Annotated in this window: 13 protein-coding genes; 4 read left to right on the top strand and 9 right to left on the bottom strand. The window is 63.5% G+C overall.

Going from position 1 to position 14,401, the window contains the following annotated elements; genetic code table 11:
• Positions 1 to 234: 234 nt before the first annotated feature.
• From N008_RS17120 to N008_RS17110, 3 genes are all read right to left on the bottom strand, one after another.
• On the bottom strand, positions 235 to 825 hold the full coding sequence (locus tag N008_RS17120) for a riboflavin synthase (protein WP_044017603.1): 591 nt from the start codon (positions 823 to 825) through the stop codon (positions 235 to 237).
• A gap of 42 nt (positions 826 to 867) precedes the next feature.
• Positions 868 to 1,497: a hypothetical protein gene (locus N008_RS17115; protein ID WP_044017602.1), complete on the bottom strand. Its 630-nt coding sequence runs from the start codon at positions 1,495 to 1,497 to the stop codon at positions 868 to 870.
• Positions 1,498 to 1,643: 146 nt separating this feature from the next.
• A complete protein-coding gene (locus N008_RS17110) occupies positions 1,644 to 3,065 on the bottom strand; it encodes a sugar transferase (protein ID WP_044019020.1) in 1,422 nt (473 codons plus the stop codon).
• Positions 3,066 to 3,284: 219 nt separating this feature from the next.
• Here N008_RS17110 and N008_RS17105 point away from each other — a divergent pair, with 219 nt between their 5' ends.
• From N008_RS17105 to N008_RS23625, 4 genes are all read left to right on the top strand, one after another.
• Positions 3,285 to 3,938, top strand: coding sequence for a protein-L-isoaspartate(D-aspartate) O-methyltransferase (locus N008_RS17105; protein WP_044017601.1), 654 nt, complete (start codon positions 3,285 to 3,287; stop codon positions 3,936 to 3,938).
• A 287-nt stretch (positions 3,939 to 4,225) separates the two neighbouring features.
• Positions 4,226 to 6,415: a M43 family zinc metalloprotease gene (locus N008_RS17100; RefSeq protein WP_044017600.1), complete on the top strand. Its 2,190-nt coding sequence runs from the start codon at positions 4,226 to 4,228 to the stop codon at positions 6,413 to 6,415.
• Between the two features lie 148 nt (positions 6,416 to 6,563).
• Positions 6,564 to 7,082 carry an acyl-CoA thioesterase gene (locus tag N008_RS17095; protein ID WP_044019019.1) on the top strand — a complete coding sequence of 173 codons (519 nt, stop codon included), beginning with the start codon at positions 6,564 to 6,566 and terminating at the stop codon, positions 7,080 to 7,082.
• Positions 7,083 to 7,151: 69 nt separating this feature from the next.
• A complete protein-coding gene (locus N008_RS23625) occupies positions 7,152 to 8,063 on the top strand; it encodes a hypothetical protein (protein WP_197062887.1) in 912 nt (303 codons plus the stop codon).
• Positions 8,064 to 8,144: 81 nt separating this feature from the next.
• Here N008_RS23625 and N008_RS17085 read toward each other — a convergent pair whose 3' ends face one another.
• From N008_RS17085 to N008_RS21820, 6 genes are all read right to left on the bottom strand, one after another.
• Complete coding sequence (locus N008_RS17085; RefSeq protein ID WP_052381670.1) at positions 8,145 to 9,287, bottom strand: TlpA disulfide reductase family protein; 1,143 nt, start codon at positions 9,285 to 9,287, stop codon at positions 8,145 to 8,147.
• A gap of 225 nt (positions 9,288 to 9,512) precedes the next feature.
• The gene (locus N008_RS21825; protein ID WP_052381669.1) at positions 9,513 to 10,619 is read right to left on the bottom strand and encodes a TlpA disulfide reductase family protein; all 1,107 of its coding nucleotides are present in this window, start codon (positions 10,617 to 10,619) and stop codon (positions 9,513 to 9,515) included.
• 114 nt (positions 10,620 to 10,733) lie between these two features.
• A complete protein-coding gene (gene gatB, locus N008_RS17075; RefSeq protein ID WP_044017598.1) occupies positions 10,734 to 12,191 on the bottom strand; it encodes an Asp-tRNA(Asn)/Glu-tRNA(Gln) amidotransferase subunit GatB in 1,458 nt (485 codons plus the stop codon).
• 113 nt (positions 12,192 to 12,304) lie between these two features.
• A complete protein-coding gene (locus N008_RS17070) occupies positions 12,305 to 12,556 on the bottom strand; it encodes a hypothetical protein (protein ID WP_044017597.1) in 252 nt (83 codons plus the stop codon).
• A 12-nt stretch (positions 12,557 to 12,568) separates the two neighbouring features.
• Positions 12,569 to 13,534 (bottom strand): hypothetical protein, encoded by a 966-nt coding sequence (locus N008_RS17065; RefSeq protein ID WP_044017596.1) that lies wholly within the window; start codon positions 13,532 to 13,534, stop codon positions 12,569 to 12,571.
• A 33-nt stretch (positions 13,535 to 13,567) separates the two neighbouring features.
• Complete coding sequence (locus tag N008_RS21820) at positions 13,568 to 14,323, bottom strand: energy transducer TonB (protein ID WP_052381668.1); 756 nt, start codon at positions 14,321 to 14,323, stop codon at positions 13,568 to 13,570.
• Positions 14,324 to 14,401 lie beyond the last annotated feature (78 nt).

Genomic DNA, 14,401 nt, shown 5'->3' with positions numbered 1-14,401 from the left:
CTGTGCTTTGGGGCGGCCGGCGCGGCAGTTGCGTAGGAGCATAGGTGGTTTTTGTCCCTGTGTTGCCGCTGCTTCCTGTATCGGCCGGATGGCCAGTTTAGGGCCATGGCGGGTAATGCCTGCTTTGGACTACTGATGATGCATACACAAGCAAGCGGTTCGGCAGCTGCTGGCTGCAGGACCGGAAAGGTGGCGTGGCTGCTGCAGCCGCAGACTGCTGGTTGCGGCCGGCGCCTACTTGCCTAGCAGCTTGGCCACATACTTGCCCACGATGTCGAACTCCAGGTTTACACGGTGGCCGGGCTGCAGGTCCTGGAAGGTGGTGTGCTCGTAGGTGTAGGGGATGATGGCCACGGAGAAGCCGTCGTCGGTGCTGTTGAAGCAGGTGAGGCTGGTGCCGTTGATGCAGATGGAGCCTTTTTCCACCGTCACGCGGCCGGCGCCGGGCTCGTGGCGGAAGCGGTACAGCCAGCTGCCGTTCTGGTCTTCTACGGCCTCGCACTCGGCCGTGAGGTCCACGTGGCCCTGCACGATGTGGCCGTCGAAGCGGCCGTTGGCGGCCAGGCAGCGCTCCAGGTTCACGCGGCGGCCGGGCGCCCAGGCGTTCAGGTTGGTTTTCTGCAGCGTCTCGTCTATGGCCGTTACCACGTGGGTGCCCGCCATGCCGTCTACGGCCACCACGGTCAGGCACACACCGTCGTGGGCCACGCTCTGGTCGATTTTCAGCTCCTGCGCGAAGCCCGACTGCACGGTGAAGTGGATATTGGAGTTTTCGCGGCGCACATCCGTGATGGTGCCGAGGGTTTCGATGATGCCGGTGAACATGAAGGAAGCGAAAGTCTGATGATATAGGGAAGCGCGGCCGGATTAGTCTCGCAGTACGTCGTACAACTCGCCTTGCTGGTGCATGTTTACAAGGCTGCTGAGGGGCACCGCATATTGGTTGGGCTGGTAGTTGTTGGCGTCGTGCGAGTGCTGGTAGGCTTTGAAGCTGCCTTCGGCGGCCTTGCTCGGCGACACATACACGCTGTCGGGCACCACCTTCTGCACGCGCAGCAGCAGCACATTGCCTTTATCAGCCGTGTTCAGCACGTATACGTCGCCGACCTGGGGCTGGCGCAGGCGGGCCAGTTCCTCCTTGTCCTGCTCAGCCTTGGGCTTGGCCGTGAGGGCGGCCACTGCAAAGAACGCCACGGCCGCGCCTACCAGCAGCAGGCCGATAAACTGCCACCACGGCCGGCCGGTCTGCTTTTGCATATGTTTCGCCGACGGCAGCAGGCTGGCCGGAATGGCGCTTTCCGAGCCACTCTGCCGGCAGTTGGCGCAGACCACCTGCATCCGCCGCGAAACCGGAAACAGCGGCACGAAAAACAGGTGGGCGTAGCGGCTGAAAAACAGCAGGCTCAACGCTTCGTTGTTGGCGCAGGCCGGGCAGGCGTGGCCGGGCGTGGGGATGGTGCGCAGGTGCGACTCACGCGTTCCGAAAATGAAGATCATGCGCTATCAGGTATAAGATGGAAAATCAGGCAACAGCAATAAAATTCCGTTTGCCGGTGTGCGGCCCATCCGACGTAATGCGGCGGGCCGGCCCGGCAGGTGGCGGCGTGAACATACTGGTAAAAGGCAGCAGTATCGATATTCTGCTACTTACCTCGCCCCTCAATGATAATCTTGAGCGTGTAGAGCAGCACCCGGAAGTCCATGGCAAGGCTCATATTTTCGATGTAGAGGATGTCGAACTTGAGGCGCTCCACCATCTGGGCCACGGTTTCGGCATAGCCGTATTTCACCTGGCCGAGGCTGGTGAGGCCGGGCCGCACGCGGTGCAGGTGGCGGTAGTGGGGCGCAATCTGCACAATCTGGTCGATGAAGAACTGCCGCTCCGGCCGCGGGCCCACGATGCTCATGTCGCCCTTGATGACGTTCCAGAACTGCGGCAGCTCATCGACCCGCACCTTGCGCATAAAGCGGCCCCAGGGCGTGATGCGCGGGTCGTGGTCGGAGCTGAGCGAGGGGCCCTGCTTCTCGGCGTCCACGTACATCGAGCGGAACTTGTAGATGCGGAACGGCTGGCCCAGGCGCCCAATACGCTCCTGCGAGTAGAACACCGGCCCCGGCGAGGAGAGCTTCACCATGATGGCCGTGAACAGGTAGCCCGGCCAGGCCAGCAGCAGAAACACGCTCGACGCCACCACGTCAATCACCCGCTTGAGCACCTTCTGCCACACCGGCAGCAAATCTTGCTTGATTTCGATGAGGGGCGTGCCGAACACGTGGCTCACTTTCACCGAGCCCAGCAGCATCTGGTAGAGGTCGGGCAGGATGCTCACGCGGGCCGGCGTGCCTTCCAGCAGCGTCAGAATCTCCTCAATCACGCGGTGCTCACTGGGCTCGATGGCAATAACCACCTGCTCGATGCCGAGGGCCCGGATCAGGGCGGGCAGGCGGCGGTAGGAGCCGCGGGCGGGCAGCTCGGCGGCCAGGGCCTCGTCGATGGCGCCTTCCTCAATCGGCGTGAAGCCCACCACTTTCAGCCCCAGGTGGCGGCCGGTGCGGCGCAGCTCCTGCAGCGTATCGAGGGCCAGGGCGTTGGAGCCCACCAGCAGCGTGTTGAAGAAGATGGTGCCGTTGCGCACCAGGTGCTGCACGCTGCTCACGGCCCAGGTGCGCAGAATGGCCGTGAGGGTGAAGTGCAGCAGAAAGTAGGCCGAAATGGTTTTATAGTACGAGCGGTAGTTCTGCACGCCCTCGTCGTCGAGCAGCAGCACGAAGAAAATCACCAGCGCCCCCAGCACCGACACCCGGGCCAGCCGGATAATCTCGGCCAGCCGCGACTTGCGGAAAATGTCGCGGTACTCGCCGATCAGGGCGTAGAGCACCGTCCAGAAGGCGGCAATCATCAGGGCCGAGCCCGAGAGGAAGAACAGCGCGCCTTCCGTGAAGCGGTAGCCTTCGGTGATTTCCTGCAACAGGTACTTGCGCAGCAGAAAGAAGCACACCCAGGCCAGCAAGGCCGCCAGAAAGTCGGCGGCTATCAGCTTCAGTAGTTGGAAGGTGCGAATCAAGGGCAGCGCAATCAAGCCGGCCGCCAGGGCCGGCGCGTGATATTATGGGGGCGAATGGGTAGCTTCGCACCGGATTTAATGCCCTAAAGGGCCTGCACGGCCCGTTTTGGAGCCTCGCAAAGGTAGAGCAATAAACCAGAATCCATACAGCCTCTGTGGCGGGCAGCCTGGCCGCCTCCGGCCTCTGCCGCCCACCACAGGCCTGCCCTTCCCTCCCGTATGCACGCCGACACCTACCGACACCGCGGCCAGCGCCGCACCCTCGTGGAAGCGCTGCGCCGCAAAGGCATCCGCCACGAGCGGGTGCTGGCCGCGGTGCTGGCCGTGCCGCGCCACGCCTTTTTCGAGGCCGGCTTTGAGGCGCATGCCTACCAGGACAAAGCGTTTCCTATTGGCGAGGGCCAGACCATTTCGCAGCCCTACACCGTGGCCTACCAAACGGCCCTGCTCGACCCCGCCCCCGAACACCGGGTGCTGGAAATCGGCACCGGCTCGGGCTACCAGTGCTGCGTGCTGCTGGAGCTCACGCCCCACGTATTCAGCATCGAGTACCAGCCGGTGCTGTTTGAGCGCACCTGCCGCCGCCTGGCCCACCTGCACCGCACGGCCCAGCTGTTCTGCGGCGACGGCTCGGTGGGCCTGCCCCAGCACGCGCCCTTCGACCGGATTCTGGTGACGGCCGGCTCCCCGACCCTGCCCCGCCCGCTGCTGCGGCAGCTGCGCGTAGGCGGCTGCCTGGTGATTCCGGTGGGCGACGCGCAGGTGCAGCGCATGGTGCGCGTGACGCGGGTGAGCGAGGAGGAATTCACGCGCGAAGAGTTTGAGGAGTTCCGGTTTGTGCCGCTGCTGGGCCAGGCCGGCTGGGCCAGCTAAGCGCCGCTTTGCGCCGCTAGAAATCAGGGCTGCCTTTCTTTCCTTGCCGGAGAGAGGGGCGGCTTTTTTTGCGGGTGCGGGCGCCGGCTGCAGGGCCTGCGGAATGGTTTTGCCCGCATCTTTTGCGGCCGTGTTGTAACTTGTCGGACCATCGCTGAACAGCTACCCGAAACCAGCTGTTGCGCATGTATTTACCCTGCTTTCGCTGGCTTGCTGCCGGTCATTTCTGCCCTTATTTCTTCCACTTTTTTTCCTGTTCAATGCGAAACAGATCTTTACTCAAACTATTGCTGCTACTGACAGGGCTGCTCAGCCAGTTGGGCGCCAGTGCCCAGCAGCGTGGCACGCGCTACCCCGAGCAATACTATGGCTTCCGGTGTGCCTCCGACAGCCTGCAGCAGCTGGAATGGGCCCGCAACCCGACCGCTGAGCGCGAATACCGCGCCTTTATCCGGAGCGTGGCCATGATGCCCGCCGCCGAGCAGGCCCGCCTGCTGGCCGCCCCCGACGTAACGGTGCCGGTGGTGGTGCACGTTATTCATACGGGCACCGGCAACAACATCACCGAGGCCCAAGTGAACGATGCTATCCGCATCCTGAATGAGGATTTCAGCAAAACCAACCGCGACACGGCCGACGTGATTCCGGAGTTTCAGCCGCTGTATGCCAACGTGGGCTTCCGGTTCCGGCTGGCCAAGAAAGACCCCGACGGCAACTGCACCACCGGCATTACGCGCACCTACTCCACCCAAACCAACATCGGCGACAACAACGTGAAGAACGTGATTCGCTGGGACCCCAACCGCTACCTTAATATCTGGGTGGTGGACGTGGCCAACGGCGCCGGCGGCTACGCCTACCTGCCCTGCGCCGGCACCGCCCTCGACGGCATCGTGATTCGCAACGCGCAGTTTGGCAGCATCGGCCGCTCGGGCGGCTCCAACTTTGCGGCCCGCTCCATGACCCACGAGGTGGGGCACTACTTTGGCCTGCCCCACACCTGGGGCCCTTCCAACACGCCCGGCACCGCCTCCAACTGCGGCCTCGACGACGGCATTGCCGACACGCCCAACACGGCGGGCGTTTCTTCCGGCTGCCCTTCCACCACCTACCGCCCCTGCAACGCCGATGGCACCGGTAGCACCACGCCCAACAACAACCCCACCGGCATTCTGTCCAACGTGCAGAACTACATGGACTATGCCACCTGCGCCAAGATGTTCACGCTGGGCCAGAAAACGGTGATGCGCGCCTCGCTCACCCGCCTCTGCCGCTCCACGCTGGTATCGGCCCAGAACCTGCTGCAGACCGGCACCAACGACGGCTACCAGTCGGCCATCTGCGCGCCGGTAGCGGCCTTCCGCCCTTCTACCAGCAGCGTGTGTGAAGGCGGCAGCGTCCTCTTCGCCGACTACTCCTACAATTACAACTACGTAGCCGCCACCACCCAGTTCGACTGGCGCTTCACGGGCGGCACGCCGGCCACCAGCACGGCCCGCAACCCCGTAGTCACCTACCCCACGGCCGGCACCTACGACGCCACGCTCATCATCATCACCCCGGACGGGCGCGATACGCTGAAGCTGGAGCGGGTAGTGCAGGTGCTGGGCGCCAACTCCGGCGAGCAGGCCCCGCTGATTGAGTCGTTTGAAAACGCCGACTTCCCCAACAACTACGCCGGCACCCCCATCCGCAACTGGACCATCACCTCCTCCATACCCGGCGCCAACCCCTTCAGCTGGCAGCGCGCCAACGGCACGGCGGCCACCGGCGTAGCCTACCTGCTGGCGCCCAACCCGTCGTTGGCGGCCGGCACGGTGAGCACGCTCACCTCGCCCAACATCAACCTGAGCAGCATCGGCAGCACCCCCACCCTGAGCTTCGAGCGCGCCTACGCCCTGCGGTCGGCCACCGCCAACGACGTGCTGCGCATCTCGTTCAGCACCGACTGCGGTGCGACGTGGTCGGCGCCGCTGACCTACAACGCCGCGGCCCTGGACACCAAGAACGGCACCATCATCACCAACTTCGTGCCCACGGCCCGCGCCGACTGGCAGACGACCACCATTCCGCTGCCGGCGGCTTACCAGGGCGCTACCAAGTTCCTGGTGCGCTTCGAGTCGGTGAGCGGCGTGGGCAACCGCATCTGCCTCGACAACGTGCGCCTGCTCGACCCGCAGGCTCCGCTGGCCAACCAGGAGGCCGAGCTGGCCCGCCGCGGCATCAGCGTGTTCCCGAACCCGCTGACCGCTGAAACTGCCGTGCATTTCACCCTGACCACCGCCACCCGCGCCGCCGTACGCCTCACCGACATGCTGGGCCGCGAAGTGGCGCAGGTAGCCGCCAAAACCTACGGCACGGGCGCCCAGAGCATCCGCCTGCAGGGCGCGGCCGGCCAGCCCCTGACCGCCGGCGTGTACCTGGTGCACCTCACCCTCGGCGACCAGACCTTCACCACCAAGGTGCTGGTGAACTAGCCGGTTCCACTACCTTTTGAAGCCCCCGGTGCCAGTTGGTGCCGGGGGCTTTTTTGTGGCTGAAACAAGCTACTGGCCTGACCCTGCCGGCCGCGCCGGGTCTGTGCCTATCTTTGGGGCTTCACTCCTGATTCACTTTTTCCGCATGATGCGCAAACAGAAGCCCGTCAAAGACTCGTTCGTGATTATGACCGAGCTGGTGCTGCCCAACGACACCAACACGCTCAACAACCTGATGGGCGGCCGGATGATGCACCTGATGGACATTGCCGCCGCCATTGCCGCGCAGAAGCACTCCAACCGCATCGTCGTGACGGCCTCCGTCGACAACGTGTCGTTTCGGGAAGGCATCCGGCTGGGCAGCGTCGTGACGCTGCAGGCCCAGGTGACCCGCTCTTTCGCTTCCAGCATGGAAGTGCACATTGATGTGTGGGCCGAGGACATTCCGAGCGGCACCCGCATCAAAAGCAACGAAGCGTTCTTCACCTTCGTGGCCGTCGACCAGTCGGGCCGCCCGATCGACGTGCCGGAGGCCCTGCCCGAAACGCCCGAGGAAATTGCCCTCTACGACGGCGCCCTGCGCCGCCGCCAGCTGCGCCTGGTGCTGGCCGGCCGCATGAAGCCCGAAGAAGCCACCGAGCTGAAGGCGCTGTTCGCCATGGAGTAGCCGGGCGGCGCGGCCCATCAACCCAGCCATCTGCGCCGTTTCCCGGCCGCTTTCCTCTATCTTCCCACTATGGACACTGCCGCTTCCCTCGCCTTCTTCCAGAACTTCTACACCGACGTGTCGCTGTACGTAGTGCCCGAATCGCAGCCAGCCGCGCCAGCGGAGCCGGCCGCCGCTTCGGCAGCACCTGCGCTACCGCAGGCGGCGGCAGTGCCGGCAGCGGCGGCACCCGTTGCGGCCATTCCGGCGGCGTCAGCAGCCGCGAAGCCCGCCGTTCAGGCAGCTCCGGCCGCACCCGCCACGCCCCCGGCACCGGCACCGGCACCAGTAGCAGCGGCGGTGCCGCCTACTCCAGCGCCAGCCCCGGTGCCCGCGCCGTTGGCGCCGCCCGTTAAGGTGCCGGTTGATGCGGGGCCGCTGTTCAACTCGTTCACGCTGGCCGAGCTGCCGGCTGCGCCGGTGGCGCCGCCTTCGCAGCCGGGCCGGGTGCAGCCCACGCCCACCCAGTCGCCGGTGGCGCACATTCCGTTTTCCACGCTGGGCAGCAACCCCAACGGCCTGCTGATTCTGGTGCGGGTGTCGCCCGACGAGTTCCGAAAGCTGCCCCGCAACGTGTTCCTCAACAACATCCTCAAGGCCATCCGGCTGGTGATGGAAGACGTGGTGCTGGTGAACGTGGAGCACGAGAAGTTTCCGGTGGCGCTGTGCAGTTTGCGCCAGCACCTGGCCGCCCGGCAGTTTCTGGCCTTCGGCCGAAACCTGCTCGACGTGGCCGTGTACACCACCCAGCCCTACGAGCCCGTTCTGCTCTACGGCGACACCGCCTTCCTCGGCGCCAGCGAAATCAAGATGCTGGAGTATGATGCCGGCCGCAAAAAAACAGCTCTGGCAGTCCATGCAGCGCATGTTTCTGTAGGGGTTTGGGGACTTGGAGGCTTAGGAAACCGGACTTTCCATCAACAAAAACGGCTCGTCATCTGACGAGCCGTTTTTGTTGTAATTGATTGAGAGAAGTAGAAGGTGGGTGGAAAGGATGATAAGCTCATCCAAGACCCCAGGCCACTACTTCAGCACCGAGGCCAGCTTGGCTTCCAGGGCTTCGCCGCGCAGGTTTTTGCCGATGATGCGGCCCTGCGGGTCGAGCAGCACCGAGGCCGGAATGGACTTGATGCTGTAGGTCTGGCCAGCGGCCGACTCCCAGCCTTTCAGGTCCGAAACGTGCTTCCAGGTGAGGCCGTCGGCTTCGATGGCCTTCAGCCACTTGCCGCGGTCCTGGTCGAAGCTCACGCCGTAGATTTCGAAGCCTTTGCCCTTGTACTTGTTATAGGCGCGCACCACGTTGGGGTTTTCGCGGCGGCAGGGGCCGCACCAGCTGGCCCAGAAGTCAATCAGCACGTACTTGCCGCGCAGGCTGCTCAGCGGCAGCGGCTTGCCATCGGGCGCCAGCAGGCTGATTTCGGGGGCGGCGGCACCGACGGCCGTGCTGCGCATGGGCTCCACTTTGGCCACCAGCGCTTTGGTATAGCGCGAGTCGGGCAGCGTGGTTTTGAACTGCGTGGTCATGGAGTCCACGAAGCCGAACTGCTCCTCAGGGTTGATCAGGTTGGCCACCACGAAGGCCGAAACCACCGACTTGGGGTTTTGCTGCACCAGCGCCTTGATGCTTTTGGTGCTGCGGGCCTGCGCGTCGTAAAACATCTTCTCGATGGCCTGCATCGAGTCGGTGCGGTTGGCGGCGGCGTTCTGGTTGTAGCGCGCCTCCAGCTGGCTCATCTGCCCCTTCGACTGCTGCATGGTGCGGTTGAGCTGCTGCAGCAGCTCCGAGTCTTTGGAGCCTTTCACGGTGTAGGTTTCGGCCAGCTTCTGGGCGTCGCCGGACATCTCTATGCTGCTGCCGTTGCTCAGGGCCAGCAGCACCTGGCTCTGGTCGGTGGTTTTCACCTGGTAGAGGCCGGGCTCGGGCACAGTGCCCGTGAAGCGGAAATTGCCTTTGTCGTCGAGAGTGGCGGTGTCGCGCGAGATGAACTGGGTGTCACCCAGCTCGGCCAGGTAGAGCTTGGTGCCGGCCGGGGCGTTGGTGAGCTGGCCGCTCAGCTGGTAGCCGGCGCCGTCGGTGGTGCCGGCGGTGGGCGGCGTGTTTTTGGTGCAGGCATTGGCCATGCCCAGCACAGCGCCAACAATCAGCAGACTCTTCATTTTCAACATATTCAGAAGAAAAACCGGCCTCGTGCCGGCAGTTAGGTAGGCAAAGGACAGCCAAAGCCGCCGCAAGTTGCCACTTTCAGCCGGATTTGGGAAAAGCCCGGCTGGTTGAGGCCCACAACAGCGGCCGGGGTTTCCGGGTTTCCCAAAGCTTCAGGAAACCCGGAAACCCCGGCCGCTTAACTGCACACTATCTGGCGCGCCGCTGCTCTGGCGATGCTGGGACACCTAGGGCAGCAGTTCCGCCAGCTTTTTGGCTAGGTCTTCGCCGCGCAGGTCTTTGGCAATAATGCGGCCCTGCGGGTCAAGCAAAAACGACGAAGGGAATTTGTAGATGTTGTACACAGTGCTGGCCACGCTGGTGTCGGAGGGCTCGTCGCGCACCTGCGGCCACGGCAGGCCATCTTTCTGAATGGCAGCCAGCCACGCGTCTTTCTTGCTGTCGGCCGACACGCCGTAGATTTCAAATCCTTTGCTTTTGAACCGCTGGTACGTGCGAACCAGTTCGGGATTTTCCTGCCGGCAGGGAGAGCACCAGCTAGCCCAGAAGTCAACCAAAACGTACTTGCCGCGCAGACTGCTCAGGGCCAAAGGCGGGCCCTCGGGCGTGGGCAGCTGCATAGCCGGCGCCAGCTGGCCAAGGGCCGTGGCCTGGCGCATGCGCTGGTAGCGTTGTAGCTGCTGCGTGTGGAGCGACGCTGGCCACTGCCGCACGTAGCGGGTGGTAGCCGAATCCAGGAAGGCCAGCTCGGCCGGCTCCTCGGTGCCGCTGAGCAGCGTCGCGGCCACGTAGGGCGCCACGTACGACGCCTGCCCGGCCACGCGCCGGGCGGCCGCCCGAAACGCCGCAAAGGTGGCATCCCACTCCTGCTCAATGCGGCGCAACGCGGCCGTGTCGGTGGTGGTGGAGCGCCGCTGGACCAGGGTGTCGATATGGGACATCAACCGGAACTGCTCCTGGTTCATGCGGGCCAGCGTGGTGGCTTCCGGGGTGCCCGTAATGTCGCTGGTGCGCCGGAGCTGGGTGGCGTCGGCGCGCAGCTGCAGGCGGCTGTTGGGCGCCAGGGCCACGTCAGTTGTCCAGCGCTGGCCGGCTACCCGCAGACTGTACACGCCCGGGTCCGCCACCGTGCCTCGCAGCTGGAAACGGCCTTTCGCATCGGTTCGGGCCGAGTCTATCGGTCCGGGCCGGCCGGCGCTGTTATCGGTCAGAAATACCTTGGTACCAGCCGGGGCATTGGTGAGTTGGCCACGCACTTGGTAGTTAGGAGCCGGGCGGCGGGGCGCCTGCGCAACGGCTTCAGTAGACGCTGCCACCAGGGAAGCCAGCGCCATTAATCGGATAAAATACTGCATCTGGGATAAGAATCGGACCAAGTAAAAAACAACCCCTATCAATTGAGTCAATTGATAGGGGTTGCGTTGCATGTGCACCGGATTTAGCCAGGCTTAGGCGTCAAGTTTCTGGCGCAACAGCTGGTTGGCCATTTTGGGGTCGGCTTTGCCGCCGGTGAGCTTCATAAGCTCGCCCATGAACATACCCGTGAGGCTCTTCTTGCCGGCGCGGTACTCGGCCACCTTGGCCGGGTTGGCGTCGAGCACCTGCTGAATCATGGCTTCCAGCGCGCCGGAATCCGACTGCTGGAGCAGGCCCTGGGCCTCGGCGGCGGCGGCGGCGGTGTGCGTGGGGTTGTCGAGCAGGAACGGGAACAGCTGCTTGCTGGCTACCGAGTGGCCCACCTTGTTGTCGTCGATGAGCTGGATGATGTCGGCCAGGTGCTGCGGGCTGAGCGGGAACTGGTCGAGGGTGAGGGCGCGCTCGTTGAGGTAGGCTTTCACCGGGCCGGTTACCCAGTTGGCGGCGGCTTTGGCGTTGGGCGTCAGGCGGGTCAGGGCATCGAAATAGAGCGCCACTTCCTTTTCGGCCGTGAGCACCGTGGCATCGTAATCCGAAAGGCCCAGCTCGCCGGTGAAGCGGGCGTAGAGCTGCGCCGGCAGGGCCGGCAGCTCGCTCTGCACGCGGTGCAGCCACTCGTCGGAAATGATAACCGGCGGCAGGTCAGGCTCCGGGAAGTACCGGTAGTCGTTCATGGTTTCCTTGCTGCGCTGGCCGTTGGTGGTGCCAGTGGCCGCGTCGAAACCGCGGGTTTCGGAGTCGATGATTTCGCCGGCTTCTACCAGCGCAATCTGCCGCTCAATCTCGTACTCGATGGCCCGCTGCACGTTGCGGAACGAGTTCATGTTCTTCACCTCCACCTTCACGCCAAACTGGGTGGCATCTTTGCGCATCACCGAAATGTTGGCGTCGCAGCGCAAAGAACCCTCCTCCATGTTGCCGTCGCAGATGCCGAGGTACTCCACCAGCTTCTTGATTTCGGCCAGGTAGGCGTAGGCTTCCTCGGCGGTCCGGATGTCGGGCTCACTCACGATTTCGATGAGCGGCACGCCGGCCCGGTTCAAATCCACAAGGGTTTCCACCTCGCCGGCCAGGTGCATGCTCTTGCCCGCGTCCTCCTCCATGTGGATGCGGGTGATGCCGATTTTCTTCACCGAGCCATCGGCCAGACGGATATCCACGTGGCCTTCGGTGCAGATCGGGGTTTTGTCCTGCGTAATCTGGTAGCCCTTGGGAAGGTCGGGGTAGAAGTAGTTTTTGCGCGCAAACAGATTGTCGCGGCGGATGTGGCAGTTGGTGGCCAGGCCCATTTTCATGGCAAACTCCACGGCCGAGTAGTTCACGCGCGGCAGCGTGCCGGGGTGCCCCAGCGTAATGACGCTCAGGTTGTTATTGGGCAAAGCGCCGTACTCGTTTTCGTCGGAGGAGTACATCTTGCTGCGCGTGAGCAGCTGGGCGTGTACTTCGAGGCCGATGACGGGCTGGTATTTGGATTTGATGCTGTCGTCCATAAGAGGGAATTGGGCGGGTTGGCCGCCGGGGCCGCAAGTTAAAACTATCTGCCCGAGAAAAAGCGCCGGCACCGACCAGATGGTCGGTGCCGGCGGTAATATCCCGGACGGGGCTATTCGGTCTTCCCTGCCGGAGCTTTCGTCCACTGCCGGCCGTGGCGCCACAGCCAGTACAGCAGCCCGAAATGGAGAAACCAGTAAAACAAATGGCCCATTGCCCGGCCGGCGCCAGCCGCATCCAGGCGGCCGCTGAAGATGAACAACACCCCACCTATAGCTTGCAGCAGCGCCTGAACCTGGCCAACTGCCGCCAGCGCCAATACCACTGCCAGTCCTATCAATACATATCCCAGCACTCGCTTCATACGTCGGCAGGCTTAGTCGTTGAAGACCGGGATGTAGGCGGCCTGGAAGTTGTTGGCGGCGCGGTTGTAGGCGTCCATCAACTTGCTGTTCTGGGCGTTGTAGGCCTTGATGTAGCCGTTGAAGGTGTCCACGTCCACTTTGGTGAGCTTGTCCTTATTCTCGATCAGCTCGGTCATCTTCTTGAACTGGTTGGCGCTCCAGATCAGGTAGAACTTGGCATAGTCGCGGGTGGCGTCGCGGTACTGGGTGTCTTTGCCGCGGAAGGCAGGTACGGCGCTGAGCTCGGCCAGGGCCTTGTCGGTTTCGGCGGCCAGCAGCACGCGGGCGGCCTCGAAGTCGGCGGCGTTCTGGGCGTTGAGGCCGTCGGTGAGCTTGGCGTTGGCCTTTTCCACCCGGAAGAACGCCAGAAATACCTTGTGCTGGTAGGTATTCACCTCCGACACCTGCCGGATGACGGCGCTCATCTTGCGGGCCTCAGCGTCTTCGCTCATGGTCATCTTGTAGCGGGCAGCGAAGCGTTTCTGCGCGGCTTCCACACTGTCGCCGGCCACTTCCAGCTTCTGCTCGGCGGCTTCCACGGCGTCGAAGTAGCGCTGCATGGCTTCCAGGCTCTGCGTGCGGCTGGCGGCCAGCGAGTTTACCTGCTTGTAGTCGGCGGCATACACGTCCAGCATCTGCTGAAACGCGGCTTTGGCCCGGTCGCGGAACTCGGTGTTGCCCTCGTAGCCGGGCATGTGCGAGATTTTAGTTAGAGAGGCTTTGTTCTGGGCCACCACATCCTGGCGGCGGGCCTCAATCTTGCGCTCGTTTTCGCTGTGGGCCGCCTTGCTGATGTAGCGCAGGTTTTTCTTCTGCATGATCAGCTGCTCGGCCACAATGGCGTTGTTGTAGGCACCCGGGTCGGTGAAGGCCTGCCCGGAAGCGGTGGTGGAAACGGCCGCCAGCAGGATGGCCGCAGCAAGAGTAGAAATGCGCATAGCGTAACAGTGAGGGTGAGAAAACGGAAGAAATCAGCGAAGGGCAAACGTGACCGGCAGCGTGAAAAACACGTCTACCGGCTCTCCGTCGAGGCGGCCGGGTGTCCAGCTGCGGAGGCTGTTCACTACGCGCAGGGCTTCAGCGTCAAGCAGCGGGCTTACATGCTGGCGCACCCGGGCCTGCTGCACGGTGCCGTTCCGATCAATCACAAAATCGACCAGCACCTTCCCATGCTCATCGTGGCGTATCGCTTCCTTGGGGTAGCGGGTGCGGCTGCCGATGGTTTGCAGCAGCACAGATAGGCCGCCAGCATATTCCGGGAACTGGATATAATTGAAAAAGGCCACCGGCTGACCATCGGGCCCGAAGCACTCGGCTTTCACGGACTGGCCGTGCTCATACTCTTCCCGGCGGCGCAGTGTCCCGTTGGGATAGTAGGTCAGGAGCTGGCCGTGACGCTGGTCGTTTACGAAATGGTCCACGGCCTGCACTTGGCCGTTTTCAAACCAGCGGGTTTGGGTGCCGTGCAGCTCTTGCTTCTGAAGGTTTTGGCAGGGCAGCTCTTCCTGCTTCTGCCCGCTGGCGTAGTAGCGCTGGATGATGCCGCCACCGTTCGGGCCGGCCACCGTATCGGTGCGCAGCTGGTAACCACTGCCAAAACCCGCACTGCTATGGTTGCCGGGCTGGGCGCTGAAGTACGCGTTAAGACTTTGGGCGCCGGCCGGGGCCTGCTGGGCATAGGCAGCGCTGCTGCTCGTCAGCCACAGGGCAAATAGGATTCGTTTCACGCGGGCAATACTGGATAATAATAGACACAGCAGGAGTTGCGGCCAACTGGCCCGGCGTCCCCTGCTCAGCCAAAATTA

Source organism: Hymenobacter sp. APR13 (genome assembly GCF_000737515.1).
GTDB lineage: Bacteria > Bacteroidota > Bacteroidia > Cytophagales > Hymenobacteraceae > Hymenobacter.
Note: the sequence above shows the minus strand (reverse complement) of the source record. Positions and strands in the feature narration are given on the sequence as shown.